This is a genomic window from Methyloversatilis thermotolerans (genome assembly GCF_000372885.1).
GTDB classification, from domain to species: domain Bacteria; phylum Pseudomonadota; class Gammaproteobacteria; order Burkholderiales; family Rhodocyclaceae; genus Methyloversatilis; species Methyloversatilis thermotolerans.
Map to the genome: position 1 here is coordinate 2685613 of NZ_KB889967.1, position 24134 is coordinate 2709746.

The 24134-nt window shown below is 67.0% G+C and carries 24 protein-coding genes; 11 read left to right on the forward strand and 13 right to left on the reverse strand.

The genetic code is table 11. The features are described from left to right. Nucleotides 1-81 precede the first annotated feature (81 nt). From A3Q7_RS19850 to A3Q7_RS0112010, 3 genes are read right to left on the reverse strand one after another with little or no spacing between them, the layout of a single operon-like run. Complete coding sequence (locus tag A3Q7_RS19850; protein WP_018412132.1) at nt 82-537, reverse strand: ZIP family metal transporter; 456 nt, start codon at nt 535-537, stop codon at nt 82-84. Between the two features lie 28 nt (nt 538-565). Then, complete coding sequence (locus A3Q7_RS0112005; RefSeq protein WP_018412133.1) at nt 566-982, reverse strand: hypothetical protein; 417 nt, start codon at nt 980-982, stop codon at nt 566-568. A gap of 25 nt (nt 983-1007) precedes the next feature. Further along, nucleotides 1008-1688, reverse strand: a complete 681-nt coding sequence (locus tag A3Q7_RS0112010; protein WP_018412134.1) for an MBL fold metallo-hydrolase — start codon at nt 1686-1688, stop codon at nt 1008-1010. 398 nt (nt 1689-2086) lie between these two features. On the opposite strand from A3Q7_RS0112010, the gene A3Q7_RS0112015 reads away from it, so the two are divergent. The 4 genes from A3Q7_RS0112015 to A3Q7_RS0112030 all read left to right on the forward strand — a co-directional run bounded on the left by A3Q7_RS0112015 (nt 2087) and on the right by A3Q7_RS0112030 (nt 6281). Next, entirely contained in the window at nt 2087-3082 is a 996-nt protein-coding gene (locus tag A3Q7_RS0112015) for an SLAC1 anion channel family protein (protein WP_018412135.1), read from the forward strand. Then, on the forward strand, nt 3079-3897 hold the full coding sequence (locus A3Q7_RS0112020) for an alpha/beta hydrolase (RefSeq protein ID WP_018412136.1): 819 nt from the start codon (nt 3079-3081) through the stop codon (nt 3895-3897). Before A3Q7_RS0112015 ends, A3Q7_RS0112020 begins: the two co-directional genes overlap by 4 nt. A 138-nt stretch (nt 3898-4035) precedes the next feature. Continuing rightward, nucleotides 4036-5034, forward strand: a complete 999-nt coding sequence (locus A3Q7_RS0112025; RefSeq protein ID WP_018412137.1) for a cytochrome-c peroxidase — start codon at nt 4036-4038, stop codon at nt 5032-5034. 248 nt (nt 5035-5282) lie between these two features. Then, nucleotides 5283-6281, forward strand: coding sequence for a cytochrome-c peroxidase (locus tag A3Q7_RS0112030; RefSeq protein ID WP_026224753.1), 999 nt, complete (start codon nt 5283-5285; stop codon nt 6279-6281). A gap of 5 nt (nt 6282-6286) precedes the next feature. Here the strand turns inward: A3Q7_RS0112030 and A3Q7_RS0112035 are convergent, their stop codons facing one another. From A3Q7_RS0112035 to A3Q7_RS0112070, 8 genes are all read right to left on the reverse strand, one after another. Then, nucleotides 6287-6985, reverse strand: coding sequence for an AbiV family abortive infection protein (locus A3Q7_RS0112035; protein ID WP_018412140.1), 699 nt, complete (start codon nt 6983-6985; stop codon nt 6287-6289). Between the two features lie 97 nt (nt 6986-7082). Next, nucleotides 7083-9011: a B12-binding domain-containing radical SAM protein gene (locus tag A3Q7_RS0112040; protein ID WP_018412141.1), complete on the reverse strand. Its 1929-nt coding sequence runs from the start codon at nt 9009-9011 to the stop codon at nt 7083-7085. 413 nt (nt 9012-9424) lie between these two features. Continuing rightward, nucleotides 9425-9973 carry a cohesin domain-containing protein gene (locus A3Q7_RS0112045; RefSeq protein ID WP_018412142.1) on the reverse strand — a complete coding sequence of 183 codons (549 nt, stop codon included), beginning with the start codon at nt 9971-9973 and terminating at the stop codon, nt 9425-9427. 46 nt (nt 9974-10019) lie between these two features. Then, nucleotides 10020-12962, reverse strand: a complete 2943-nt coding sequence (locus A3Q7_RS0112050) for a fibronectin type III domain-containing protein (RefSeq protein WP_232417968.1) — start codon at nt 12960-12962, stop codon at nt 10020-10022. A 616-nt stretch (nt 12963-13578) separates the two neighbouring features. Further along, nucleotides 13579-14142 (reverse strand): PqiC family protein, encoded by a 564-nt coding sequence (locus A3Q7_RS0112055; protein WP_018412144.1) that lies wholly within the window; start codon nt 14140-14142, stop codon nt 13579-13581. Beyond that, nucleotides 14142-15791, reverse strand: a complete 1650-nt coding sequence (locus A3Q7_RS0112060) for a PqiB family protein (RefSeq protein ID WP_018412145.1) — start codon at nt 15789-15791, stop codon at nt 14142-14144. The genes A3Q7_RS0112055 and A3Q7_RS0112060 overlap by 1 nt, the downstream gene beginning before the upstream one ends. Before the next feature lie 4 nt (nt 15792-15795). After that, entirely contained in the window at nt 15796-16425 is a 630-nt protein-coding gene (locus A3Q7_RS0112065) for a paraquat-inducible protein A (protein WP_026224755.1), read from the reverse strand. Continuing rightward, complete coding sequence (locus A3Q7_RS0112070; RefSeq protein WP_018412147.1) at nt 16419-17042, reverse strand: paraquat-inducible protein A; 624 nt, start codon at nt 17040-17042, stop codon at nt 16419-16421. The genes A3Q7_RS0112065 and A3Q7_RS0112070 overlap by 7 nt, the downstream gene beginning before the upstream one ends. A gap of 328 nt (nt 17043-17370) precedes the next feature. On the opposite strand from A3Q7_RS0112070, the gene A3Q7_RS20310 reads away from it, so the two are divergent. After that, nucleotides 17371-17865, forward strand: a complete 495-nt coding sequence (locus A3Q7_RS20310; RefSeq protein ID WP_018412148.1) for a hypothetical protein — start codon at nt 17371-17373, stop codon at nt 17863-17865. Between the two features lie 11 nt (nt 17866-17876). Here the strand turns inward: A3Q7_RS20310 and A3Q7_RS0112080 are convergent, their stop codons facing one another. Further along, nucleotides 17877-18338 (reverse strand): tellurite resistance TerB family protein, encoded by a 462-nt coding sequence (locus A3Q7_RS0112080; protein ID WP_018412149.1) that lies wholly within the window; start codon nt 18336-18338, stop codon nt 17877-17879. A 138-nt stretch (nt 18339-18476) separates the two neighbouring features. Next, entirely contained in the window at nt 18477-19388 is a 912-nt protein-coding gene (locus A3Q7_RS0112085; RefSeq protein ID WP_018412150.1) for a LysR family transcriptional regulator, read from the reverse strand. Nucleotides 19389-19515: 127 nt separating this feature from the next. Between A3Q7_RS0112085 and A3Q7_RS0112090 the strand changes: the two genes are divergently transcribed. From A3Q7_RS0112090 to arsC, 6 genes are all read left to right on the forward strand, one after another. Next, nucleotides 19516-20382 (forward strand): pirin family protein, encoded by an 867-nt coding sequence (locus A3Q7_RS0112090; RefSeq protein WP_018412151.1) that lies wholly within the window; start codon nt 19516-19518, stop codon nt 20380-20382. A 96-nt stretch (nt 20383-20478) separates the two neighbouring features. Beyond that, a complete protein-coding gene (gene ycaC / locus A3Q7_RS0112095) occupies nt 20479-21102 on the forward strand; it encodes an isochorismate family cysteine hydrolase YcaC (protein ID WP_026224756.1) in 624 nt (207 codons plus the stop codon). Between the two features lie 45 nt (nt 21103-21147). Then, nucleotides 21148-22122 (forward strand): alpha/beta fold hydrolase, encoded by a 975-nt coding sequence (locus tag A3Q7_RS0112100; RefSeq protein ID WP_018412153.1) that lies wholly within the window; start codon nt 21148-21150, stop codon nt 22120-22122. A 116-nt stretch (nt 22123-22238) separates the two neighbouring features. Then, entirely contained in the window at nt 22239-23108 is an 870-nt protein-coding gene (gene sigJ, locus A3Q7_RS0112105; RefSeq protein WP_018412154.1) for an RNA polymerase sigma factor SigJ, read from the forward strand. Nucleotides 23109-23188: 80 nt separating this feature from the next. Next, nucleotides 23189-23641 carry a carboxymuconolactone decarboxylase family protein gene (locus A3Q7_RS0112110; RefSeq protein WP_018412155.1) on the forward strand — a complete coding sequence of 151 codons (453 nt, stop codon included), beginning with the start codon at nt 23189-23191 and terminating at the stop codon, nt 23639-23641. Between the two features lie 60 nt (nt 23642-23701). Continuing rightward, nucleotides 23702-24058, forward strand: coding sequence for an arsenate reductase (glutaredoxin) (gene arsC / locus A3Q7_RS0112115; RefSeq protein ID WP_018412156.1), 357 nt, complete (start codon nt 23702-23704; stop codon nt 24056-24058). Nucleotides 24059-24134 lie beyond the last annotated feature (76 nt).

Consider the following 24134-nt stretch of genomic DNA (forward strand, 5'->3'; position numbering starts at 1 on the left):
TTCCGCTATAGAAGTGCAGATCGCGCTGGGTTTCGATCCGGTCGGAAGGCAGCGCACGGCGGCGTGGCACTGACCGCCCCCTCAATGCCCCATCCGCAACAGCGCAATGGTGGCGATCCTCAGCAACAGCAGTACGCCGTCGCGCAGTGACTCCTTGACCGAAAGCGTGCGGTGCAGGCGCGGCATCAGGTCGGATACGGCGATGTAGATGAAGGTGGCCGACGCCGACAGCGCATTGAGCAGCAGCGCCTTGCGCGCGCCGTAGCCGTGTCCGAGAAGAAGAGCGAAGTCGCCGACCTCCTGCGGCAGTTCGTGGGCGATCACGGCGATTGCGGTGGCGACGCCCACGTCCGGAGACACATCGAAGGCCGCCGCGATCACGACGCTGTCGACGAAGTTGTGGAAGGCGTCGCCGATCAGGATGAGCGGGCCGGTAGCACCGTGGGTCGGGCAGGTGGCGTCGTGACAGTGACGCCACAGCACGGCCTTTTCCAGCGCGAAGAACAGCACGATGCCGGCCAGCACGGTGGCGGACACGGCGTGCGCCGGTGGCCCGCGACGCCGGTCAGAACGCGACAACCTTGCGGTTGGCTTCCATCAGCGCGCGCCCCATGGCGTCCGGCCTGGCCGGCGCGATGCCGTCTTTCAGCATGTCCGGCTTGTGGCCGGTGTTCGGCAGGTAGATGGCGCACACGGATGCGGTCGCGCCCTTCTTCAGCGCGGCGTCGAGCAGTTGCGCCGGGGTGACGTCCCTGGGCTTGAGCGGCGTGCCGCCGGCACCCTTCAGCGCGAGGTCGCCCGCCTTGTCGCACAGCAGGATGTCGACCTGACCGCCCTGTTCCTGCATCTGGTTGGCCAGCACCATGGCCATGCCCTGGGTCATGCCGCTGTCGGAACTGAGGATGACGGTGACCGGCTGCTTGTCGGCGAAGGCGGCTGAAGACAGCGCGGCAAGTGCGAGGGCGGCGAAGGACTTCTTCATGAATGGACTCCTGGTGGGGGACGGATCAGTGCCGCCGGGTGGCGGACGAGGAGCGCGCACGCCGCTGTGCGAGCGTGCGTCGGGACAGCATTTCGGTGATGAAGGCGTCGCGGCTGCCGGTCAGCAGCGAGGCAGTGCGCAGCCGCTGTTCGCCGACCAGCGCGACGCGCCGGCCGCCGAGCGGGTGGGCCGGAAACAGCAGCGTGCTGCCAGGCAACTGGAAGAGCCGGCCGGACAGCGTGTCGAACATGAGGCCCGGGTCGGTGTCTTCGCCGGCGTCCGCACAACTGCCCAGATCGAAGGCGTCGCCGCAGAACAGGCGGTCGCGCCACAGATAGCTCACGCAATGCGCGGTGTGGCCGGGCGTGGCCAGTATCTGCAGCACCTGCTGGCCGAATACGACATGGCCGCCGTCGCGGGCGGCCTGCACGCGCACCGCGCAGTCGGCCGGCACCGGCGCCCCGTCGGGCAGCACCAGCGTCGCACCGGTGAGTTCGCTCAGCGCCGCGCAGTTCATCGGCACACCGCGATGGATGTGGGTGCGCAGCACGTGCGACAGCGCCAGCCGGCGCTCCGCCAGCAGCGCGCGCAGCAGTTCGGTGCTGCGCGGCGGCAGATCGATCACCGCCGCCTTCTGTTCGGTGGCGTCGGCCAGCAGATAGCCGATCTGGCCCGACTCGGGGTCTTCGACAGGATGGAAATACATGGCGGGACAAAGGCGGACAGTACGTGGTCAGCGGCCACTATCAAGTGCTGTGCCATGCGGTGGGAGTGCCTGGAAAATGGTGCGGAATCAGGTTGCTGTGTGCGACGGTCGCCGGCGAGGATGGACCGGGGGCGCTGCCAGAGGCAGTCGGCTGACAGCGCCCCGGCTGCCAGGGCAGCGCTGTGGCAGCCGGGGCCGGCTTCGCGCATCCGCCAAGTGCCTGTTCTGATTGACGCGACGCGTGGACGCTCCTCTGGCACGGGACTTGATGCACAGGTTCTGTTGTCAGTGAATCGCGAACCGCGTTGGCAGCGCGCGAGGCAGGAGCGAGGCGCGCCACGCGGTCACCGCCCGGCACCTTGCAAACCCGGGGGCACGATGCCTTTCAGGATGAGGACATGCACGTCATGCGCGATACCGCCGCCCTTCACCCGCCACCAACCGACGCCGCACGCCTTGCCCACTTCCCGGTGTCCTTCTTCGCGACCGTAATGGGCATGGCCGGCCTCGCCATCGCGTGGATGAAAGCCGCCCACACGATGCCGCTGCCGGTCGGGGTGTCGCAGGTGCTGCGCGCGGTCGCGTCGGCGCTCCATGTCTTCCTGCTCGGCGTCCATGCACTCAAGATGGTGCGTCACCCGGGCGATGTCGATGCCGAACGGCGCCATCCGGTGCGGCTCAACTTCTTTCCGGCGACCTCGATCGGTCTTCTGCTGCTGGCGATCGCCTGGGCACCCGATGCACCCGACCTCGCGCGCTGGATGTGGGCCATCGGCACGGCCGCCCATCTGGCCTTCACGCTCTACGTCATGAGCAGCTGGCTGCACCACACGCATTACGCGATACAGCACGCCAACCCGGCCTGGTTCATCCCGGTGGTGGGCAACATCCTGGTGCCGATTGCCGGCGTGCGCTTCGCCCCGGCTGACGTGAGCGGGTTCTTCTTCGCCATCGGTCTCGTCATGTGGGGCGTGCTGATGACCGTGGTGCTGTACCGCCTGTTCTTCCACGAGCCGCTGCCCGCCCGTCTGGCACCGACGCTGTTCATCCTGATCGCGCCGCCGGCAGTGGGCTTCCTGTCCTGGGTGGCGCTCACCGGCGAAGTCGATGCGATGGCGCGCATCCTGTATTTCTTCGCGCTGTTCCTGACGCTGCTGCTGGCCAGCAACGCGGTGCGCTTCCTGCGTCTGCCCTTCTTCATTTCCGCCTGGGCCTGTTCCTTCCCGCTGGCGGCCATCACCATCGCCACCTTCGAAATGCATGCGCGCAGCGCTCAGCCCTTCTACGGCGCGCTGGCCCTGTTGCTGCTCGCGGTACTCACCGTGGTGCTGGCGGTGCTGGTGACGAAAACCGCACTCGCCGCGCGACGCGGCCTCATCTGCGTACCGGAATGAGCCCGGGCCTGCTGCGCCGCTGGCTGCTGCGGCGCTTCGCCGTACCGCGCGAGGCGCACACGGCCACCCCGGCGGACCACGGTCTGGTCGCGGTGGATGTCGGCCTGACTGCGCGCGACGGCCGACACCTGCACGGGTGGTTCGTGCCGGCGGCGGGCGGTGCCCCCGCACCGGCCGTGCTGGTGATGCACGGCTGGGGCGCCAACGCCTCACTCATGCTGCCGCTGGCCCGGCCGCTGCATGATGCCGGCCATGCCGTACTGCTGATCGACGCGCGCGGTCACGGCGCGAGCGAGGACATCGACTTCATGTCGCTGCCGCGCTTCGCCGACGACGTGGCCGCGGGTCTGGACTGGCTGCTCGACCGGCTCGACGTCGACCACGCGCGGCTGAGCCTGGTCGGCCATTCGGTCGGCGCTGCCGCGATACTGCTGGAAGCGAGCCGGCGCGACCGTCTGCACGCTGCGATCGCGCTGTCGGCCTTCGCCCATCCGCGCGACATGATGCGCCGCCACCTGTCGGCCATGGGTCTGCCCTGGCATCCGCTGGGTGCGCTGGTCACCGCCTATGTGCAGCACCTCATCGGCGCCCGCTTCGACGACATCGCACCGGTGAGCACGCTGCCCCGGGTGCGCTGCCCGGTGCTGCTGGCGCACGGGCGGCACGACAACACCGTGCCCTTCGCCGAAGCACAACGGCTGGCAGCGAGCCGCCCCGGCACGGCGCTGATCGAGCTCGATGCCGGTCACGACCTGAGCCCGGCACTGCCACAGGCGCGCGATGCGTTCACGGCTTTCCTGCACGCACATGAGTGACGTGAGGATTGCCGGACGGCGTTGCCGCGGTGTCGATATGCAATGAAGTGGAATGAGCCCGGTCATTGATTTCGATCAGATTAGACCAAGTCCAGATCACCCGGACTGAACGAAGTCATCAGCGAGGGAGAAAGAACCATGAAGCGCATCCTTCTTGCTGCCGCCATCGCGGCAGCATCCGGCGTGGCCGTCAGCCAGGCCTTCAGGGACGAACCGATCAAGCCCATTCGCCCGCCGCAGAACATCAATCTGGGCATGGTCGAACTGGGCAAGAAGCTGTACTTCGATCCGCGCCTGTCGAAGTCCGGTTTCATTTCCTGCAATTCCTGTCACAACCTGTCCATGGGCGGTACCGACAACATTCTGACCTCGATCGGCGACCACTGGCAGCAGGGCCCGATCAACGCACCCACCGTGCTCAATTCCAGCCTGAATGTCGCGCAGTTCTGGGACGGCCGCGCCGCGGACCTGAAGGAACAGGCCGGCGGCCCGATCGCCAACCCTGGCGAGATGGCCTTCTCGCACACGCTGGCCATCGGCGTGCTGGAAACCATTCCGGGCTATGTGCGCGAATTCCGCCAGGTATTCGGCACGCAGAAGATCGACATCGACCAGGTGACGCTGGCCATCGCCGAATTCGAGAAAACGCTGGTCACGCCGAATGCGCGCTTCGACCAGTGGCTGCTCGGCAGGAACGACGCGCTCAGCGCGCAGGAACTGGCGGGCTACGAACTGTTCAAGAGCAGCGGCTGCGTGGCCTGCCACAACGGCGAAGCGGTGGGCGGCGCGTCGTTCCAGAAGATGGGACTGGTCGAGCCCTACACGTCGACCAGTCCGGCGGAAGGCCGCTCGGCGGTGACCGGCAAGGACGGAGACCGTTTCAACTTCAAGGTGCCGACACTGCGCAATGTCGAACTGACCTACCCCTACTTCCACGACGGCGCCGCCAATACGCTGACCGAAGCGGTGGACGTGATGGGCCGGCTGCAACTGGGCCGCAAGTTCAGCGCCGACGAGAATGCGCGCATCGTCGCCTTCCTGAAGACGCTGACCGGTGAACAGCCCGGCTTCACGCTGCCCATCCTGCCACCATCGGCCGACAGCACGCCGAGGCCGCGGCCCTTCGACAAGAAGTAGCTGTTTCGCTGCACGCCGCGACGGCGCCATGACAGACCCGGCGAACAAAGAGGTCGGCCGGGCACACACGCCACGAGAGCGGAAAGTTCGAGGTGTGAGCGCGCGACCGTCGCGAGCGGGCGGCATCGGGGAAATTTTCATCGGATGAGGGGTGGCGGACGCGCTGCGGGACGGTCGTTGACGCCGATCAGATTCCGCACCGGGCGCGGTGCCCAGACTGGACTCAATCAATCGCAACGGAGTCCATCATGAAAAAGACATTGATCGCCTGTGCACTTCTGGCCACATCCGGGCTGGCATCCAGCCAGGCCTTCCGCGACGAACCCATCATGCCGGTCCGGCCGCCCAGGAACATCAACCTCGGCATGGCTGAACTGGGCAAGAAACTGTACTTCGATCCGCGCCTGTCCAGGTCCGGATTCATTTCCTGCAATTCCTGCCACAACCTGTCCATGGGCGGCAGCGACAACATTCCGGCCTCGGTCGGCGACCACTGGCAGCAGGGCCCGATCAACGCGCCGACCGTGCTCAATTCCAGCCTCAACGTCGCGCAGTTCTGGGACGGCCGCGCGGCAGATCTGAAGGAACAGGCCGGCGGCCCGATTGCCAACCCCGGCGAAATGGCTTTCTCGCACACGCTGGCCATCGGCGTGCTGGAAACCATTCCCGGCTATGTGCGCGAATTCCGCCAGGTGTTCGGCACCCGGAAGATGGATATCGGCCAGGTCACCACGGCCATCGCCGAATTCGAGAAGACGCTGGTCACGCCGAATGCGCGCTTCGACCAGTGGCTGCTCGGTGACGAACAGGCGCTGACGACGGAAGAGAAGGCCGGCTACACACTGTTCAAGCAGAGCGGATGCGCGGGCTGCCACAACGGTGAAGCGGCCGGCGGCAATGCCTTCCACAAGATGGGGCGGGTCGAGCCCTACAAGGCGAACAGTCCTGCGGAAGGGCGTTCGGCGGTGACCGGAAAGGACGCCGACCGCTTCAGCTTCAAGGTGCCGACCTTGCGCAATGTCGAACTGACCTATCCCTACTTCCACGATGGCGCGGCGAATACCCTGAGCGAGGCCGTCGACCTGATGGGCCGATTGCAGCTCGGCCGCGTGTTCTCTTCCGACGAGAACGCGCGCATCGTCGCCTTCCTGAAGACGCTCACCGGCGAACAGCCGCGCTTCGAACTGCCGGTGCTGCCGCCATCGGGAGATGACACGCCGCGTCCCCGGCCATTCGCGCAGAGGTGAGTCGATCAGCGGTCCGGGTCGGTACCGCGCCTGCGCATCTCATCCAGTGCCGATTCGAAGCGCGCATCGCCGGCCCGGATGTTCTCCATATAGACCTCCCACGCTTCGGCGCCCTGGCGGGCGGCAATCAGCTCGCCGGGGCGCATCGCGAAAAACCGGTCCTCCGCGCGCGTGCGCAGCTTGGGCGGCGTGAACAGCACCATCAATTCACCACGCGCGAACACGTCCTTCGCCAGTGCCACCCGACGCGCTGCGGCAGCGGCCCCGATGGATCCGCCGGGCGTGACAACCCGGCCGGTCAGCGCATCGACGCCGGTATAGAGGGCGGGCTCGAGCTCGCTGCCCGCGGCATCCATCAGATCGCCGATCTGCGCCATCACCTCGTCGCGTCGCTGCGGTTCTTCCAGCAACAGCGGAAAGGTTGCGGCATGCATGCGCCTGGCCTGGTCCGCAAAATTCATTTTCACCCGCATGGCCACCGCATCGTTGTTCATGTTGCGGCCGAGCGCATCGAAGGCCTGCACGGCACGCCCGACCTCCTCGATCGCCACGCGTGCGAACAGCGCCGCACGCGCATGATGGTGATGTGCGAGCAGCAGCGTCGCCTCGTGCAGAAGCTGACGCGCGTTGTCGATGGCCACGTCGCGCATGGTACGCAGCAGGCGGGACGAAAGCGGAATGCTGGCGAGGGATTCCGACGACATGACGATGCTCCGGTTGCGCCCATGAAGCGCCCGCTCGTGGCGGGCAACCTGTTTCGAGCATACGCAGCCGGCGGCGCGTCGTCCAGCCATCGCCCCCTCAGCCCAAGAGCGCCCGCTCGATGAAGTGGGGCGGCACGCGCGTCCTGGGTACGCGGCCGCCGAACCAGGCACGCACGTCCTCGTCCAGACCGATGCCGTGCATGTAGTTGTACAGCGCCTTGTTCAGCGCGGCGCCCATCGCGTCGTGATCGGTACCGGTCGGGTCGATGAAGCCGACGTCGTTCTTCGCGAAGGTGACCGGCGGCAGCGGCTGCAGGGTGACGCCGTATTCCTCGGGGTGCAGGCCCACCGGCGAATGCACGGTACAGGCGAAGCGGTGGAAGAAGCCGCTCTGTATGCAGCCGTGCTCGAACAACTGGCGCACGTACTCCAGCGCGTCCACCGTGTCCTGCACGGTCTGGGTCGGAAAGCCATACATGAGATAGGCGTGCACCAGGATGCCGGCGTCCGCGAAGCCACGCGTGACACGCGCCACCTGTTCCACCGACACGCCTTTCTTCATCAGCTTGAGCAGGCGGTCGCTCGCGACCTCCAGCCCGCCCGACATGGCGATGCAGCCACTGTCGGCCAGTTCCGCACACAGATCGGGCGTGAAGGACTTTTCGAAGCGGATATTGCCCCACCAGGAAATGCTCAGATTGCGCCGCGCCAGCTCGGCCGCCAGCGCGCGCAGCGACTTCGGCGGCGCCGCCTCGTCGACGAAGTGGAACCCGGTCTGGCCGGTTTCGGCGATGATGGCTTCGATGCGGTCGGCCAGCACGGTGGCGCTGGCCGCGTCGTAGCGCGAAATGTAGTCCAGGCTCACGTCGCAGAAGCTGCACTTCTTCCAGTAACAGCCGTGCGCCACCGTGAGCTTGTTCCAGCGCCCGTCCGACCACAGACGGTGCATGGGGTTGAGCATGTCCAGCAAGGACAGGTAGCGGTCCAGCGGCAAGCCGTCCCAGGTGGGCGTGCCGACGTCGTCGAATGGAATGTCCGGCTCGACGAAGTTCACGTACTTCACGCTGCCGCCGGCCTCGCCCGGCTCGCGCACGAAGGTGCGCACCAGCCGCTGCCGCGAACGTCCGCCGGCCAGATGGTCGAGCAGGGCCAGCAGAGGGCGCTCGCCGGCATCCAGCGTCACATAGTCGAAGAAGTCGAACACGCGCGGCTCGGCCAGTTCGCGCAGCTCGGTATTCACATAGCCGCCACCGAGCACGGTCACGATGGACGGGTCGACCGCCTTCACCGTCTGCGCGATGCGGAAGGCCGCGTAGACCGCGCCCGGAAACGGTACCGACAGCAGCACGATGCGCGGCACGTGAGTCGCCAGCGCGTCGCGCGTCAGCCTCTGCAGCGCGAGGTCGACCGCGTTCGGCGCAGCGGCCAGCGCCTTGGCCAGCGGATCGAAAGTGGGCTGGCTCTGGGCCAGCGATTCGGCATAGCGCACGAATTCGAAGCGCGGATCGATGGCTTCGCGTATCGCATCTGCGACGTCGTTCAGATAGAGCGTCGCGAAGTGCCGTGCGCGATCCTGCACGCCCAGCGCACCGAAGGCCCAGGCCAGCGGATCACCGCCATCCGGGTCGATATAGACGTCCAGCGATTCGAAGCGCGGCCCCTCCGGCAGGAAGCCGCGCGCGGCGATGCGATGCGCCAGGGTGGGATCGCGCCCTTGCAGGAAAGCCAGTGTCGGCGCCATGGTCGCGGCGTAGCGCGTGTATTGCGCGGCAAAGCTTGCGGCAGCGCGCGGCCGCCTCTTCTGCGGCAGGGCCTCGCACGCGTCACGCAGGATCGCAAGCCCCGACGGCGACAGCAGGTCCAGCACCAGCGCCAGTGCGAGATCGACCTGCCGCCCATCGACACCGCGCGAACGCAGGAAACCGGTGAGATAGGCGGTGGACGGATAGGGCGTGTTGAGCTGTGTCATCGGCGGAACGATGGACAGCACACGCGGGGCGGCGGAGGCGATTGCGGCGGTATTCATGAGCCGCCGCAGGGTAACCGATGCACGGGCGCGACGGAATCGCGGCGCGCATTGCCTGTGTCGTCGCCACCCGGCGCAAGGCGACATGGCATCACCGCCGGCTTCGTTCCAGGCTGAATCGCGGGCAAGCGCGCTCGCCCTCACCCCCAGCCCCTCTCCCACTGATGTGGGAGAGGGGAGGCAGGCGCCGTCGCCGATGTGACCCTCGCCCGCATCCGCGGGAGAGGGTGGCGCGCAGCGCCGGGTGAGGGCCAGCGGCATCGACAGGCCGCGGGCTTCGTTCGTCAGTGGTATCGCGAGCTGCGCTCGCTCCTACGCAAACCCGCTGCGTTCGCGGTTCGGGCGAGCTGTTGTGTGCGGCCTCTGGCCGCGATGCGGCGCTTGAACGAAGGCCGCGCGCGATCCGGTTTCCTTCAGCGGCGGCGCACGGCCAGCGACAGCAGGCCGAGGCCGGCCAGCATCATGGCGTAGCTGCCGGGTTCCGGCACGGCCAGCGCCAGCGCGTGGCTGGCCTGCACGTCCAGCGTCGGCGCGGTCAGGTAGAACAGGCCGTGACTGAAGTTGCCGGCCTTGTCGCTGGACAGGCTGATGGACGTATTGCCGGCGCCCAGCACTTCGAAAGACAGGCGGGCCAGGCTCAGCGAGGCCTGGCCGGCATCGGCCACGCCGGGAAAGGCCGAACCGGACAGCACGACACCGGTGAGCGCCGAATCGTCGCTCCAGCCGTCGGCCATGGTTACACCGACCAGCTTCAGCAGGCTGGCGTCGAACGACAGGTCCATGCCGAAGGCGAGCAGTTCGTCACCGGCGCGCTCGCCATCGAAGGGCTGCAGCAGCAGCAGGTCCAGCGTAAAGGTCTGGCCCACCGAGGCACTGCTGCTGCCCGACAGTCCGACAGTGGCCGCCTGGGCCGACAGGGTGCCGGCGGCGATCAGCGCCGCGACGAGGGATTTGATCATCATGAGAATGCTCCTTGTGGGCAGGGCTGCGCGCCCCGCCCGTCATCGATCACTGTTTGGCGAAGATCGCGTACCACAGCCTGTAGTCGGCCTGGGTGACGCAGCGGTCGTCGTCGAAATCGGCCAGCGGCTGGTAGCGCGCATCGCCTTCGCAACTGCCGAGCGCTGCGCGCTGGGCATCGCGGTCGGCGACATTGATCGCACCGTCGCCATTGATGTCACCGCGCTTGCGCACCGCGAAGGACACGCGCGTTGCCGCCTCGTCGTAGCCGTCGTTCAGCAGGAAGGCCACGTAGTACTCGCCGGCGGGCAGACCGCTGAACGAGGCACTGCCCGCCGGGCTGCCCGCATAGCGCCACTGCACCGACGGGCTGCTGCCGCCCGGCGTCTGCGTCGAGCGGTAGATGCCGATCCAGTCCTTGGCATTGCCCGGCATGCCGGACCAGCTCACTTCCAGCACATCACCGGTGCGGATCAGGTTGCGCTTGACGCCCAGCACGCGCGGATCAGGCTCCGGCTCGCTGCCCGCACCGACGGTGAACTCGACGCGGTTCGACACCTCGGTGTAGGAGTCGTTGATGTAGAGCGCGAGGAAGTAGTCGCCATCCGGCAGGGCTTCCGGCGGCGACAGGCTGCCGGCTGCGCGACCATCGACGTAGTAATAGGCCACCAGCAGGTCTATGCCCGGCGTGGCGCCCTTGCGGAACACGCCGATGTAGTCCTTGGCGGTACCCGGGCCGTCCGCGAAGCGGATGTCCAGTCGCTCGCCGCTGGCGAGCGTGGTCTTCACCAGGCTCACGTTCGCGATTTCGCTGCCGACCGCGAACGGCACGCGCTCGGAAATTTCGAAGTAGGCGTCGTTGATGAAGAAGGCCGCGTAGTAATAGCCCTTGTTCAGCGCACCCAGCGTGACGCTGCCGGATTCGTCGGGCGTGTAGGCCCAGGTGGTCGAGTTCACGCTTCCCGGTGTCTGGCCGACGCGATACACGCCTATCCAGTCCTTCGCGCCGCCCGGCGCGCCGCTCCAGGTGAAGGCAGGACGCTCGCCAACGTTGAACTGGCTCTTGTTCACCGCGAGCTCGGGCATGTCACCGACGTAGAAGGACAGACGCGGCGCGATCTCGACATAGCTGTCGTCGGTCATGAAGGCGGCGAAATATTCGACACCGGCCGCCAGTCCGCTGAAGGCCATCTGTCCGCTTACGCCCGATACATAGCTCCACTTGACCGAGGGTGTCGCCGAGCCGGGTGTCTGGCCCTTGCGGTAGATGGCCACCCAGTCCTTGGTCTTGCCACGGCCATTCATGTACTCGACCACCACCGGCTCATCCGGCGCCCACACCTTCTTCGCCAGACGCAGCGCCGGATCGCCATCGGAACTGCCCTCGACCTTGAAGCTGCGCGCCTCCGACCAGGGCGACCATTCGGCATTCGCGTCGCGATGGCGGGCACGGATGTAATAGCTGCCGTTGTTCAGGCCGTACTGCTGCACGGTGTAGCGTTCGATGTCCACGCCGGCGTGGATGTCCACCGGCTCGTAGTCCGGCGCGCCGGTGTCGCCGTAGAGGTTCTCGACATCGCGGATCAGGTCGACCACGGTGCTGGAGAACGCGGCGTCACGCGAAATCTGGAACTGCGTGCTGTTCAGCGCCATGCCGGCCATCGACTGGAAGGGCGACAGTGCAAAGCTGTACGGCAGCGTGACGACACCGCCGTCCGGCAATGCGTCCAGCGTCGGCTTCTCCGGCGGGGCCACATCGAGGCGGCGCTCGAACTCGTCCACCAGCCGGCTGTTGTAGGCGAAGCCCAGCTTGGGATGACCTTCGGCGTAGGACGACACCTTCATCGTGCGCGCCCCCAGATCGATGTCGATGAGCTGCCAGGTCCAGTTGGCGATGGTCTTCTGCACATCGTCCATGTCGCGCTCGGTCGACTGGCCCCAGAACTGGTCCCAGGCGGTGCCGCCGCTGATGATGTGGTAGATCGGCCAGTCGCGCGTCTGGCCGCGCGCATACAGATGGTGATGGGCGCCGATGTTGAGCACATGCTTGCGCGTACCGGCCAGAATCGGCATCGCGGTATCGCGGAACCACTGCGATATGTCGCCCACGTACTGTTCCGCCTGATAGGGACGGTGCACCACGCTGATCACCCAGTCGACATCCGGGTCGACGTTCGCCGCCGCTACCACCTTGCGCAGCCATTCGGTCTGCGCGGCGAAGTTCGATTCCGAATTCGTGTACACCAGCAGCACGCGCCCGACCTGATGCGCGTAATAGCTTTCGTCGGCCGCGGCCGGAATGCCCTTGTAGCTGATCTGGTCGTAGAAGTTGTGGGCACGCCAGTTGGCCAGACCCGGGTCGTAATAGGTTTCGTGATTGCCCAGCGCGGTCATTATGGCCAGATTGCCGGACACCACGGCCGACGGCTTCATGTGCACGAATTCGTAGTGATCCAGCGTGCCGACATCGACCTGGTCGCCATTGTTCAGCATCAGTTGCACCGCCTCTTCCAGCGGCTGGCCGGTCAGCGATTCGATCTTGGCCTTGGCTGCCTGCAGCAGCGGCGTGTGACGGTCGTCGTTGCGCAACTGGTGGTCGCCGGTGAGCAGGATGCGGAAGTGACCGGTCTTGCGCGCGGCGGTGGGCTGGGTGCGGAAGCGATACACCGGCGACACCTGGTTGCCGGTACGCACGCGGTAGCTGTACAGGGTTTCCGGCTGCAGCCCGGTCAGTTGCACCCCGTGGTAGCGATAGTTGGCGGCCAGGGTCTGTGTCGAACCGGACGCACTGCGGTCCAGAGGCCCGCCATCGACGCCGTACTCGACAACGGATTCATCACCTTCGGCGGTTTTCCACGCCACCCAGATAGAACTGGCGGTCGGCGTCTGCAGATAGGGCACGATGTCAGCCGCCACGGCATTCAGCGCCGCGCCGGCACCGACCAGTGCAATGACGACGGCACGCAGCCGTCGCGCGAGTAAAGAAGGCATGTTCATCATTTCAATCCGTAACAGGACCGGCGGATTGAAACGAAGACGGGTTACAGGCCGCTTTCGGCATTCTCGCGATTGCATGAGCCTTTCGGACTATTGCAATCGAAAGAACTTCGCAGCGTCAGGGATTTGCGCGAATGAAAAAATCTGTACGCGTACGAACCCGACGGCCGCATCGCGGGCAAGCCCGCTCCCACGAAACCTTGGCTCCGTTCTCGGCCTGGCCGAGCTTACGTGGGAGCGGCCTCTGGCCGCGATGCGGCGCATGCGGGCCGCGGGCTTCGTTCGGGGGTGCAATCGCGGGCAAGCCCGCTCCACGAAACCTTGGCTCCGTTCTCGGCCTGGCCGAGCTTATGTGGGAGCGGCCTCTGGCCGCGATGCGGCATTGGCACGCCGCAGGCTTCGTTCCAGGCTGCAATCGCGGGCAAGCCCGCACGAAACCCCGGCTCCGTTCGTGGTTCGGGCGAGCTGTTGTGGGAGCGGCCTCTGGCCGCGATGCGGCGGATGCGGGCCGCGGGCTTCGTTCGAGACTGAATCGCGGGCAAGCCCGCTCCCACGAAAACCTGGCTCCGTTCACGGTCCGTGCGAGCTGTTGTGGGAACAGTCGTGCGCGTCAGGGGATGGCGCGCGCGAGGTCGGCGGCAAGCGCGTCGAGCAGGCGGCCATGAGCGGCGATCAGGGCCGGGTAGTCGGCCGCTGCGACTGCTTCGCTGCGCGTGAAGCGGCCGCTCGCGATTTCTCGCCCGTCGCGACGCACGCTCCAGACGGCGTCCAGCGTCACCCGGGAAAAGCCCTCCGCATCGAAGCGCAGCACGTCCACCGGTACGCTGTAATCGGGGCTGGGCACGCTGTTCTGCGGCGCCGCGACCACGCGCGCCAGCCCGCGCTCGCGCGCCACCGCGAGGGCCAGCCGCCGGCCGACTTCCGACTTCATCGAGCCGGCCCAGCGATGTCCGTCCGGCGCTTCGGTCACGCCGCCTTCACCGCGCCGCGTGATCTGGAGACGATCAATCGATTCGGGCAGCGACACCGGGCCGACCACCACTGTGGGTGTGGCGGCGGCGGCGGACACGACCACGTCTTCCGGCGCCAGCGTGTAGAGCCTGGCTGGCGGTGAGCTGCCGCAGGCTGTCAGCATCAGTACGAGCAACAGTGAATGGAATGGGTGGATGCGCATCAGTCCTTCTCCCCGGTCTTGCCGCGCAGCAACGCTTCCGGCTGCCGCTCCAGCGTGTCGGCCAGATGCCGCAGGGCCTGCGCCGCGCGCGACAGTTCCTGCAGGCTGTCGCGCAGATCCTGTTGCAGCGGCGCATCGCTGGCGAGCAGGCGCCGGCCGTCGCCGATGGCTGCGCGCGCCTCGGCCATCGCCTGCCGTGTCTCGTCCACGGTTGCGCGGATGTCGTTCGACACCAGGCCATCGAGCTTCTGCATCAGCGCTTCGGTACGCGCCACCGCGCGCGACAGTCCTTCGATCGCACCGCGCGTTTCCGTCGCGATGTCGTCCAGAGGCAGGCGGTCGAGCTTGGCGGCGATACGACCGAGCGAAGCCTGCAATTCCTCCAGGCTGCCGCGCTGCGTCGGCAGACGTGGCGGCGTGCTGGTCCACTGTACCGAACCCTTGTCGGCATCCGGGAAGAAGTCCAGCGCGACGTAGAGCTGACCGGTGACCAGATTGCCGTTGCGCAACTGGGCGCGCAGACCGCGCGCCACCAGACGTTCGATGAAGGCCTTATGTTCGGCCTCGTTCAGCTCGCGCGCCTTGCTGTCGCGGGCAGTCATGCGTTCCGGGAAGATGGCGACATCCACCAGCAATGCGATGTCGGCGCGGTCTATATCGACATCCGGCCGTATCGCCAGCACTTCGCCGATCTGCATGCCGCGGAAGTCGACCGGCGCGCCGACCTGCAATCCGCGCAGCGAATCGGTAAAGCGCAGGCGCCAGATCTGGGCGTCGTGGCCGGGCTGCTTGAGCGCCTCGGTGCGCGTCGCGAAAACCGCGAAATCCAGTCCTTCGGGCGCGGGCTCGGCATCGCCGCCCTCGGGCGTTTCGAACGCCAGACCACCGGTCACGATGGATGCCAGCGATTCGGTGTTGAGTTGCAGGCCGTCGGCCGCCAGCTTCACATCGACGCCACTGGCATGCCAGAAGCGCGTATCGACCGTGACATAGCGATCATAGGGCGCCTTCACGAACACCTGGATGTCGAGATGGCGCCCCTGCTCGTCCAGCCGGAAGCCGGTCACCTGGCCCACCGGTACGCGGCGGAAATACACCGGCGTGCCGACATCGAGCGAACCCAGTGTTTCCGAATGCAGCGAGAAGCGCCGTCCGGGGACGCCGAGGGAAATGACCGGTGCATCGTCCAGCCCAAGGAAATCGCGTTTCGAGGTCGACGACTTGCCGGCATCCATGCCGACGTAGGAGCCGGACAACAGCGTATCCAGTCCGGACACCGCACTGCCGGTTACGCGCGGCCGCACCACCCAGAAACGCGTGTCCTCGACCAGCAGCCGGGCGGCCTCGCGCGCCATCTGCGCCTGCGCCACCACGTGGCTGCCATCGTCGGACAGCCTGACTGCGCTGATCAGGCCCACGTCGATGTCCTTGTACTTGATGCGCGTCTTGCCCGGCTCCAGACCCGCGCCGGTGGCGAACTGCAGCGTGATGACCGGGCCCTGCTCGATCCAGGTCCGGGCGGCGAGGAACAGCCCGATCAGCGCCGCCACCAGCGGAATGATCCACACCAGCGGGATGCGGAAACGGCCGGGCGGATCGACATGCGCGGCGGACAGGAAAGGTGCGGACGTGTCGTGCGGTTCAGTCATGTCGTCATGTCTTGTCGGCGTCTGCCAGCGGATCCCAGATCAACCGTGGATCGAAACTCATGGCCGCGAACATGGTGAGCACCACCACCGCGCCGAAGGCGACGGCGGCCGGACCCGCTTCTATCGTCGCCAGTCCGCGGAAATTCACCAGCGCCACCAGCAGCGTGATGACATAGATGTCCAGCATGGACCAGCGGCCGACGAATTCGACGATGCGATACAGCCGGGTGCGCTGCATGACGGCGCGCCGCGACCGTCGCTGCACGCTCCAGTTCAGCCATGCCAGCGCAAGGATCTTGAGCAGCGGCACGACGATGCTGGCGAAGAACACCACCAGCGCGAGCGGCCACGAACCGCTGTTCCACAGGAACACCACGCCGCTCATGATGGTGTCGCTCTGGGTACCGAACAGCGAGGACGTGGTCATCATCGGCAAGGTGTTGGCCGGGATGAACAGGATGGCCGACGCGATGAGCAAGGCCCAGGTGGCCGATACGCTGGCCGGCTTGCGCTGATGCAGCGGCGCATGGCAACGCGGGCAGCGCGTGTGCGTGTGACCTTCGTGGCGGGCGAGCTGGCCGCATACATGGCAGCTCATGAGCCCGGCCTCGCGCGCGGTGAGCGGCTTCACGATTGCGCGCCCTCAGGCGGCACCTGCCACAGCAGGCGCGGATCGAACGCGCGGCCGGCGGCGGTCAGCACCAGTATCAGCGCCGCCATCGCCCAGAACGCGGTGCCCAGGATGACGGTGGCCATGTGGGCCAGCTTGGCCAGCGACACCAGCATGCCGAGCAGGAAGACTTCCACCATGCCCCAGGGCTGCACCGATCTGACCAGCCTGAAAAAGGGCGCCATGCGCGGCGACACGCGCCCCAGCCGCAAGGGCAGCAGCACCATCAGGATCATCGCCATTTCGAGCAGCGGAAACAGCAGCGCGGTGCCGAACACCAGCGCCGCCACCGGCGTCATGCCCTCGCGCCACAAGGCCTGAACCGCGCCGAACAGCGTCACCTGCACATGCCGGCCCTGCAGTTCGAGCCCGACCAGAGGCCAGGCGTTGGCGACGAGGTAGAGCAGCATGGCGGTCAGCGTGAGCGCCAGCGTGCGATCCAGGCTGTCCGGCGGATTGCGCGCCAGGAAGGCGCCGCATCGCGCGCAGCGCGCGGTCTGGCCCGGCGCCAGTTCGGGCTCGGCCTGCAGCAGATCGCATTCGTGGCAGGCGATGGTCTGGGCGGGAAGACGCAGGTGCATGGGCGAAGAAGGCGGATGTCCAGCGATTGTGGGGTCAGCGCGCCAGTGCGCGCAATCGGAGCGCGCCGCACCGGACGCGGCACGCGATCTCGCCGGGTATAGACTGCGTGCACCCTCGGGCGTGCCCATCGCGGACAGGATAGGCAGGTAAGCGTGACGACGGCGAGATGCCGCCGGACAGTCGTCCGGCAAGCCGCCTCGCCGATGCGTGCGCGCCCGGGCCAAAACACTCCGCACCTCCGCTGATGACCGGGAGGGTCGGCATGGGCTCGCACCGCCGCTTCGACCGGCTGGCTGCCGCCTCGAACCGCCACCCGGTACCGTCCAGATGTCCGCCCTCACCACCCCATCGGCCATCGATGGCGAGCTGCGCCGTCTGCTCGTCTTTCTCGGCCTTTCCGAAGACGCCTGCGTGCTGCTGCCTCTGACTGCCGCGCGTGGCTTTCCCGCGGAGCACGACAACTGCCATCAGAACGTGCTCATCCAGTGCCGCCTCGCCGGTGGCCATGCCGTGTCCGGCTGGCTGCTGTGGGTCGCCCCGTCCGGCGGCTACTGCGAAGCCATGTTCCACAGCATCTGGGCCGATGGCGAAGGCGGGCGCTTCGACATCACGCCACGCCGCGACGCGGAAACCCTGGTCATGTTCGTGCCCGACGACGGGCGGACGATTTCCGTGCTGCGCGCACGCGGGCAAAGCCTGCTGTTCGCCTACGGAAGCATCGGCGCGTGGCCGGGTCGCGGGCTGCGGAGCCTGAAACAGATCCGCTACACGGTGCCCGCCGGCATCGAGGCTCGGTACGCACTGGGCGGCGACGGGACCTGAAACAGCGCCTGTCACGCGGCCGGCGCTCCAGCGCGCGCGGCAAGCTTGGCCGTAATGTAGTCGGCATGCGGAATGTAGAGCAGGTCCGCCACCTTCCTCATCACATGCGCCTCGTGCGCATGCAGGTGGCCATCGGCATAGGCTACCTGCCACATGAGCTCGATCACGCGCAGCTTGCGCGGCGCGTCGAACGCGCGGTTGAGCTGGCTGGTGAAACGCTGGTAGTCGTAGGCCTCGGTCGCGGTGGTGGTGGCCAGTTCGATCAGGCGCTCGACCTCGTCGTCGGCCAGTACGAATTTTTCACGCAGCGCACGCATCGCGGTATCGCGTTCGGCCTTGCCGATGGCCGGATCGGCGCGCATCACCTCGACCAGCAGCACCGCGGTCGCGAGCTGCAGTTGATGTTCGGTCGCGGCCGGATCGGCAGCCGGCGCGGCAAAGCTGTCCAACAGTTCCTTCAGGGTACGAAACATGGGGCTCCTTCCGATCGATGAGAGCGGGGCGGGACTGCGCCGACCGCTCTGGATCGTATCCATGCTGCACAGTATCGCCGCAGCACGCAGCGCGAACGCACCGGCATCGCAACGACTGTGTATCCGGGTGATGCAGCGTCACGCGGCGTCCTGCATCACCCGCGCCTGGTACTCGCGCGCCAGATGGTCGACCAGACTGCGCACGGCCGGCAGCAGTCCGCGACGCGACGGAAACACGACATGCGCAATGCCGCTGCGCGGCGCCCAGTCCGGCAGCACATCCACCAGCCGGCCCGCGGCCAGGTCGCCGCGCACCATCATGCTGGGCAACTGGGCGATGCCCACGCCGTGCAGCGCCGCGCTGCGCAGCGCCGCCAGATCGTCGGTCACCAGCCGCGGCGCATGCCGCACACGCGCGCTCGCGCCCTCCGGCCCGACCAGGTCCCAACTGTAATCACGCTGAACCGCCGACCATGCCACGCTGGGCAGCGTGGCCAGATCCGCCGGCACGCACTGGTCAAGATGGGCGACCACGTCCGGATGGGCGACCAGTCGCTGCGGGCTGTCGCCCAGCACCTTCATCACCAGGCCGGTGTCTTCGAGCGGCGGAAAGCGCACGCGTATCGCCAGATCGAATCCTTCGCGTATCACGTCCACGCGGCGGTTGGTACTTTCGAGCTGAAGCTCGACACGCGGGCAGTCCACCAGGTAGCGGCTCAGCATGTCCGCGATCTGGTACTCCAGCAAGGCGGTGGGGCAGGCCAGCCTCACCACGCCCTGCGGCTCGGCGCGCGTGCGGTCCACCGCCTCCTGCGCCGCTTCCGCTTCGACCAGCATGGCCAGGCAGTGCCCGTAATAGGCCTGACCGACCTCGGTCACGGTGAAACGGCGGGTGGAACGCTGTATCAGCCGCACCCCGAGCCTTTCCTCGAGCAGCGCGATGCGCCGCGACAGTTTGGACTTGTGCATGTCCAGCGCACGCGCTGCGGGCGCGAAGCCGCCGTGTTCCACCACCTTGGCGAAGTAGTACAGATCGTTCAGATCCTGCATCGGAAGCGTGCTCCATCCATCGTTCCATGAATGGAACGCTGAAACGCATTTTGCCAGTCTAGTGCTTCGGTCGTTGCGAATCTATCGTTCAACCATCGCAGCAACGCAACCGAACAGGAGAAACGCCATGAAGAAGATCGCCGGTCTGTACAGCGCCCCCCGCAGCCATTGGGTGGGCGACGGCTTCCCGGTGCGCTCGCTGTTCTCTTACAGCACGCTGGGCCGCCACGTCAGCCCCTTCCTGCTGCTCGATTACGCCGGCCCGGCGAACTTCGAGCCGGCCGACACGCCGCGCGGCGTCGGCCGCCACCCGCACCGCGGCTTCGAAACGGTCACCATCGTGTATGACGGCGAAGTGGCCCATCAGGATTCGACCGGCGCGGGCGGCGTGATCGGCCCGGGCGACGTGCAGTGGATGACCGCCGGCGCCGGCATCATCCACGAGGAATTCCATTCGCCCGAATTCACCCGGCGCGGCGGTCCGCTGGAAATGGTGCAGCTCTGGGTGAATCTGCCGGCACGCGACAAGCGCGCGGCGCCCGGCTACCAGCATCTGGCCCGAATCGACATACCGGAGGTGGACCTGCCGGACGGCGCGGGGCAACTGCGCGTCATCGCCGGCGAATATGCAGGCCGGCACGGTCCGGCCCGCACCTTCACGCCGATCGATGTGTGGGACGTGAAGCTCGCTGCTGGCGCCGATCTCGAACTGGCGGTACCGGAAGGTCGCACGCTGGCTCTGGTGGTGCTGCGCGGCCTGGTCACGGTGAATGGCAGCCAGCCGGTGCGCGACGCGCAGATGGCGCTGCTGCACCGCGAAGGCAGCCGGTTCTCGATGGCCAGCGAAGGCGATGCGCGCCTGCTGGTGCTGTCCGGCGAGCCGATAGACGAACCCATCGCCGGCTATGGCCCTTTCGTCATGAACACGCAGGAAGAAATCCGCGAGGCGATTGACGACTTCAACAGCGGGCGTTTCGAAACGGCAAGCGCCTGATTCTTTCACCCCCTGCGCGCACCGGGCGCGCAGGGACAACACCGCCCGATGCCCCAAAGACTGACGGCACCCCTCACTACTGCAAGGAGAATGACCATGACCACGAAGACCTACAAGACGCTGGACAAGGACGATGCCGTGATGCTGCTGGTGGACCACCAGGCCGGCCTGCTGTCCCTGGTGCGCGACATCGATCCGGACAAGTTCCGCAACAACGTGCTGGCCACCGCCGATCTGGCGAAGTACTTCAAGTTGCCCACCATCCTGACCACCAGCTTCGAACAGGGCCCGAACGGCCCGCTGATGCCGGAGCTCAAGGAACTGTTCCCGGACGCCCCCTACATCGCCCGCCCCGGCCAGATCAATGCCTGGGACAACGAGGACTTCGTCAAGGCGATCAAGGCCACCGGCCGCAAGCAGCTCGTCATCGCCGGCGTGGTGACCGAGGTGTGTGTCGCCTTTCCCGCCCTGTCGGCCATCGAGGAAGGATTCGACGTATTCGTGGTGACCGATGCCTCCGGCACCTTCAATGACATCGCCCGCCACTCGGCCTGGGACCGCATGTCGCAGGCCGGCGCCCAGCTCATCAACTGGTTCGGCGTGGCGTGCGAACTGCACCGCGACTGGCGCAACGACGTGGAAGGACTGGCCACGCTGCTGTCCAACCACATTCCCGACTACCGCAATCTCATGACCAGCTACAACGCGCTCAAGGGCTGAGCCCGGCGTGCCTCGCGAACATCGACTCGTACAAGGAGAACACTCATGACCACGCATGACACCATCACTCACGACGGCGCCCGCCGCGCCATGTTCAAGCAGGTCGCCGCCCTCGGCGCCGCGGCCGGACTCGGCGGCCTGAGCGCGGAAGCCGGCGCGGCACCGCGCAAGGGCCATGCGGTACGCAATGGCGATACGCTGGTCCTGCGCGACGGCACCCGTCTCTACTACAAGGACTGGGGCCCGAAGAACGGACAGCCCATCGTGTTCAGCCACGGCTGGCCGCTGAATTCGGACAGCTGGGAATCGCAGATGATCTTCCTGGCCGAGCGGGGCTATCGCACCATCGCCCACGACCGCCGCGGACACGGCCGTTCCAGCCAGCCCTGGGAAGGCAACGACATGGACACCTATGCGGACGACCTGGCCCAGCTCATGGATGCACTGGACCTGAAGAATGTGGTCATGGTGGGCTTCTCCACCGGCGGCGGCGAAGTGGCGCGCTACATCGGTCGCCATGGCAGCAAGCGGGTGGCCAAGGCAGCCCTGGTCGCCGCGGTGCCGCCGCAGATGGTGAAGTCGGCGAACAACCCCGACGGCATTCCGCTCGAGGTATTCGACGGCTTCCGCGCCGCCCAGCTCGCCAACCGCGCCCAGTTCTATCGCGACATCGCGAGCGGCCCGTTCTACGGCTTCAACCGTCCGGGTGCCCAGGTGTCGCAGGGGCTGATCGACGCGTGGTGGTCGCAGGGCATGATGGCCGGCCACAAGAACACCTACGACTGCATCAAGGCCTTCTCGGAAACCGATTTCACCGAAGACCTGAAGAAGATCGACGTGCCGACGCTGGTGGTGCATGGCGACGACGACCAGGTGGTGCCGATAGACCGCGCCGGCCGCGCCTCGGCCCGGCTGGTGAAGAACGCGCAGCTCAAGGTGTATGCCGGCGCGCCGCACGGCCTGACCGACACGCACAAGGCGCAGTTCAACGCCGACCTGCTGGCCTTCGTGCAGTCCTGACCGGACAGGTGGCCCGCCTCGCACCCATGTGAGGCGGGCCGCCTGCACACCCGGTCCTGTCACACGCGAGGCGCGCACCGCGTCTACAGTGATCACGCATCGTCCCTCCCGTCGCCATGACCCCTTCCACATCCACCTTCAACCAGCTCCGCCCGCGCCTGACCGGCATCGCCTACCGCATGCTGGGCTCGCGCGCCGATGCCGAGGACGTGGTGCAGGACGCCTGGCTGCGCTGGCACGAATCGGCACCCGAAGACCTGCGTTCCGCGGAAGCCTGGCTGGTGACCGCGGTCACGCGACTGAGCCTGGACCGGCTGCGCGCGCGCAAGGCGGACGCCGCGCGCTATATCGGCCCCTGGCTGCCCGAGCCGCTGGATGCCTTCGATCCGGTGACGCCTGAGGCACGGCTCGAACTGGCCGACAACCTGTCCTTCGCCTTCATCACGCTGCTGGAACGGCTGGGTCCGGACGAGCGCGCCGCCTTCCTGCTGCGCGAGGTATTCGACTACGACTACCCGGAAGTCGCTGCCGCGCTGGACCGCACCGAAGCCGCCTGTCGCCAGCTCGTGCATCGTGCGAAGACACGTATCGGCGAGGACAGACCCCGCTTCACGGTCGATCGCGATGCCCACCTGCGCGTGCTGCGCGCCTTCATGGCCGCCGCGCAGTCGGGGCGACGCACGGACATCGAGAGCCTGCTCGCGGACGACGCCATCGCGGTATCCGATGGCGGAGGCAAGACCTGGGCCACACTCAAGCCGCTGCACGGTGCCGCGCGCATCGCCTGGCTCTACCACGCGCTCGCGCGCAACCCCCGGGTGCGGATGGAATGGCGCGAGGGCATCGTCAATGGCGAACCCGCCATCCTGCGCTTCCGCGACGGCGTGCTGCATTCGACGCTGTCCGTCGTCACCGATGGCGAGCGCGTGATCGCGCTGTATGGCGTACTCAATCCGGACAAGCTGGCCGACTTCCGCATCGACTGATCGCTGTCACAAGCGCGCGAACTCATCCGTCTTGTTCATGAGCGCGCCGATTTCCGGCGCGTCCCGACCTGGAGAACACCATGCATTCGCTTCGCCTTCCCTACTTCCGCCTCGCCGCCGACGCCTTCAAGACGCTGTACTCGCTGTCCGACCTGCTCGCTCACGGCAAGCTCGACAGGAAGCTGGTGGAACTGGTGTATCTGCGCGTATCGCAGATGAATGGCTGCGCCTACTGCCTCGACATGCACGCGACTGAACTGCGCCGGCTGGGCGAGGACAGCCAGCGACTGGATACCGTGGCGGGCTGGCGCGAATGCGGATTCTTCAGCGATGCCGAACGCGCGGCGCTGGACTGGGCGGAATCGCTCACGCGCATCGCCGACAGCGCACCCGACGACGCGCAGTTCGCCGCGCTGCAAGCCCATTTCGACGACGCGCAGATCGCTGAACTGACTTTCGTCGTCGCCACCATCAATGCGTGGAACCGCATCGCCATATCGATGCGCCAGCCGGTGGAGCGGCGGAGCGCGTAACCCACCGCGCACGTGATTTGCTATCGTCGTGCGATCGAGGCACCGGTCGCACGACAGCTCATGACCCCGGACATCACCGTGTATCACAATCCCCGCTGCAGCAATTCGCGCGGCGTGCTCGACATCCTGCGCGAGCGCGGCATCACGCCGCACATCGTCGAATACATGAAGACACCGCTGGACGCCGGCCAGCTCAAGGTGCTGGTCGCCGCCTGCCAGGTTCCGGTGCGCGAACTGATGCGCAGCAAGGAAGCGGCGTTTGCCGAACTCGGGCTCGCGAATCCCGCGCTGGGCGACGACGCACTGATCGCCGCCATCGCAGCGCATCCGGTGCTGCTCAACCGCCCCATCGTCGTGACCCCACGCGGCGCGAAACTGTGCCGGCCGCCGGAAACCGTGCTCGACATCCTGCCCTGACGCAGCCCGCACATGCCGCCGCATCCACGGCCGGAGGCCGCTCCCGCAACAGCTCGCCCAGACCGCCATCGGAGCC

What these genes read in the sequence shown, in the direction of transcription:
- A3Q7_RS0112005 (WP_018412133.1), bottom strand. Translation starts at nt 982, where the DNA reads ATGAAGAAGTCCTTCGCCGCCCTCGCACTTGCCGCGCTGTCTTCAGCC.
- A3Q7_RS0112060 (WP_018412145.1), bottom strand. Translation starts at nt 15,791, where the DNA reads ATGACTGAACCGCACGACACGTCCGCACCTTTCCTGTCCGCCGCGCAT.
- A3Q7_RS0112020 (WP_018412136.1), top strand. Translation starts at nt 3,079, where the DNA reads ATGAGCCCGGGCCTGCTGCGCCGCTGGCTGCTGCGGCGCTTCGCCGTA.
- A3Q7_RS0112055 (WP_018412144.1), bottom strand. Translation starts at nt 14,142, where the DNA reads ATGCGCATCCACCCATTCCATTCACTGTTGCTCGTACTGATGCTGACA.
- A3Q7_RS0112110 (WP_018412155.1), top strand. Translation starts at nt 23,189, where the DNA reads ATGCATTCGCTTCGCCTTCCCTACTTCCGCCTCGCCGCCGACGCCTTC.
- sigJ (WP_018412154.1), top strand. Translation starts at nt 22,239, where the DNA reads ATGACCCCTTCCACATCCACCTTCAACCAGCTCCGCCCGCGCCTGACC.
- A3Q7_RS0112030 (WP_026224753.1), top strand. Translation starts at nt 5,283, where the DNA reads ATGAAAAAGACATTGATCGCCTGTGCACTTCTGGCCACATCCGGGCTG.
- arsC (WP_018412156.1), top strand. Translation starts at nt 23,702, where the DNA reads ATGACCCCGGACATCACCGTGTATCACAATCCCCGCTGCAGCAATTCG.
- A3Q7_RS0112045 (WP_018412142.1), bottom strand. Translation starts at nt 9,973, where the DNA reads ATGATGATCAAATCCCTCGTCGCGGCGCTGATCGCCGCCGGCACCCTG.
- A3Q7_RS0112010 (WP_018412134.1), bottom strand. Translation starts at nt 1,688, where the DNA reads ATGTATTTCCATCCTGTCGAAGACCCCGAGTCGGGCCAGATCGGCTAT.
- A3Q7_RS0112015 (WP_018412135.1), top strand. Translation starts at nt 2,087, where the DNA reads ATGCACGTCATGCGCGATACCGCCGCCCTTCACCCGCCACCAACCGAC.
- A3Q7_RS0112090 (WP_018412151.1), top strand. Translation starts at nt 19,516, where the DNA reads ATGAAGAAGATCGCCGGTCTGTACAGCGCCCCCCGCAGCCATTGGGTG.
- A3Q7_RS0112040 (WP_018412141.1), bottom strand. Translation starts at nt 9,011, where the DNA reads ATGAATACCGCCGCAATCGCCTCCGCCGCCCCGCGTGTGCTGTCCATC.
- A3Q7_RS20310 (WP_018412148.1), top strand. Translation starts at nt 17,371, where the DNA reads ATGTCCGCCCTCACCACCCCATCGGCCATCGATGGCGAGCTGCGCCGT.
- A3Q7_RS0112085 (WP_018412150.1), bottom strand. Translation starts at nt 19,388, where the DNA reads ATGCAGGATCTGAACGATCTGTACTACTTCGCCAAGGTGGTGGAACAC.
- A3Q7_RS0112025 (WP_018412137.1), top strand. Translation starts at nt 4,036, where the DNA reads ATGAAGCGCATCCTTCTTGCTGCCGCCATCGCGGCAGCATCCGGCGTG.
- ycaC (WP_026224756.1), top strand. Translation starts at nt 20,479, where the DNA reads ATGACCACGAAGACCTACAAGACGCTGGACAAGGACGATGCCGTGATG.
- A3Q7_RS0112080 (WP_018412149.1), bottom strand. Translation starts at nt 18,338, where the DNA reads ATGTTTCGTACCCTGAAGGAACTGTTGGACAGCTTTGCCGCGCCGGCT.
- A3Q7_RS0112070 (WP_018412147.1), bottom strand. Translation starts at nt 17,042, where the DNA reads ATGCACCTGCGTCTTCCCGCCCAGACCATCGCCTGCCACGAATGCGAT.
- A3Q7_RS0112100 (WP_018412153.1), top strand. Translation starts at nt 21,148, where the DNA reads ATGACCACGCATGACACCATCACTCACGACGGCGCCCGCCGCGCCATG.
- A3Q7_RS0112035 (WP_018412140.1), bottom strand. Translation starts at nt 6,985, where the DNA reads ATGTCGTCGGAATCCCTCGCCAGCATTCCGCTTTCGTCCCGCCTGCTG.
- A3Q7_RS0112050 (WP_232417968.1), bottom strand. Translation starts at nt 12,962, where the DNA reads ATGCCTTCTTTACTCGCGCGACGGCTGCGTGCCGTCGTCATTGCACTG.